The sequence below is a fragment of the Pseudomonas sp. CGJS7 genome, assembly GCF_036961695.1.
In genome coordinates, this window is record NZ_JBAMDI010000283.1 from 1 (window position 1) to 1,909 (window position 1,909).

The 1,909-nt window shown below is 64.5% G+C and carries 1 pseudogene; it reads right to left on the bottom strand.

Annotation, left to right across the window (positions count from 1 at the left end):
• Positions 1-1,909 (bottom strand): annotated as a pseudogene (locus tag V7787_RS52680) (hypothetical protein); the annotation flags it as partial.

The window sequence follows — 1,909 nt, forward strand, 5'->3', positions numbered from 1 at the left end:
GCCGACCGCATCGAGCTGGCTCTTGTTGACCGCATCGGTAGCCGCGACGCCAGCGGCGACGTTGCTGACGACTTGGTTGCCGGCGTTGATACCGGCCGAGGTCACGCTGGGGCCACCGGTGATGGTCAGACCGGTGTTGTCCAGACGTGTATTGCCCGCAACCACGCTGCTGACGGTGATGTCGTCGGCCAGATCGAAGTTGACGTTATCGTCCGCACCGGTCTTGCTGACGACGATGTTGCCGTCGGCGCTCTTGAAGTCCACCGTTTCGCCCGGCGCCACGTTGGTGCTGTTGGCGCCCTGCGCGGTGACGTTGAAACCGGCGCTCGCGGTCGAGCCGACCGCATCGAGCTGGCTCTTGTTGACCGCATCGGTAGCCGCGACGCCCGCTGCGACGTTGCTGACGACTTGGTTGCCGGCGTTGATACCGGCCGAGGTCACGCTCGGACCGCCAGTGATGGTCAGGCCGGTGTTGTCCAGACGGCTATTGCCCGCAACGACGCTGTTGACGGTGATGTCGTCGGCCAGATCGAAGTTGACGTTATCGTCGGCACCGGTCTTGCTGACGACGATATTGCCGTCGCCGTTCTTGAAGTCCACCGCTTCGCCCGGAGCTACGTTGGTGCTGTTGGCGCCCTGCGCGGTGATGTTGAAGCCGGCGTTCGCGGTCGAACCGACCGCATCCAACTGGCTCTTGTTGACCGCATCGGTAGCCGCGACGCCGGCGGCGACGTTGCTGACGACTTGGTTGCCGGCGTTGATGCCGGCCGCGGTCACGCTCGGACCACCGGTGATGGTCAGACCGGTATTGTCGAGGCGGCTATTGCCCGCAACGACACTGTTGACGGTGATGTCATCGGCCAGATCGAAGTTGACGTTGTCGTCGGTGCCGGTCTTGCTGACGACGATGTTGCTGTCGCCGTTCTTGAAATCCACCGCTTCGCCTGGAGCCACGTTGGTGCTGTTGGCGCCTTGCGCAGTGATGTTGAAGCCGGCGTTGGCGGTCGAACCGACCGCATCGAGCTGGCTCTTGTTGACCGCATCGGTAGCTGCGACGCCAGCGGCGACATTGCTGACGACTTGGTTGCCGGCGTTGATGCCGGCCGAGGTCACGCTCGGGCCACCGGCGATGGTCAGACCGGTGCTGTCGAGACGGCTGTTGCCGGCGACGACACTGTTGACGGTGATGTCGTCGGCCAGATCGAAGTTGACGTTATCGTCCGCCCCCGTCTTGCTGACGACGATGTTGCCGTCGCCGTTCTTGAAGTCCACCGCTTCGCCCGGAGCCACGTTGGTACTGTTGGCGCCCTGCGCGGTGATGTTGAAGCCGGCGTTGGCGGTCGAGCCGATCGCATCGAGCTGGCTCTTGTTGACCGCATCGGTAGCCGTAACGCCAGCGGCGACGTTGCTGACGACCTGGTTGCCGGCGTTGATACCGGCCGAGGTCACGCTCGGACCGCCGGTGATGGTCAGGCCGGTGTTGTCCAGACGGCTGTTGCCCGCAACGACGCTGGTGACGGTGATGTCGTCGGCCAGATCGAAGTTGACGTTATCGTCCGCACCGGTCTTGCTGACGACGATGTTGCTGTCGCCGTTCTTGAAGTCCACCGTTTCGCCCGGCGCCACGGTGGTGCCGTTAGCGCCTTGCGCGGTGACGTTAAAACCGGCGCCGGCCGCCTGCACCGCTTGGTTGGTGGCGAACAACTGGCTGCCGTTGACCGCATCGGTGCTGGTCGCGCTCAGGTCGGCCGCGGTCACACCGGTGATCTTGCCGGTGCCCCCGTCGTTGATCACCACGTTACCGAACTTCGGCGACTCGGCCAGCTGCACGTTGATCGCGCCGGTGGTCGGGTCGGTCACCGTCTTCAGGTTGGCGCCCGAATAGGTGCCGGCCGTGGCGGCATCGCCC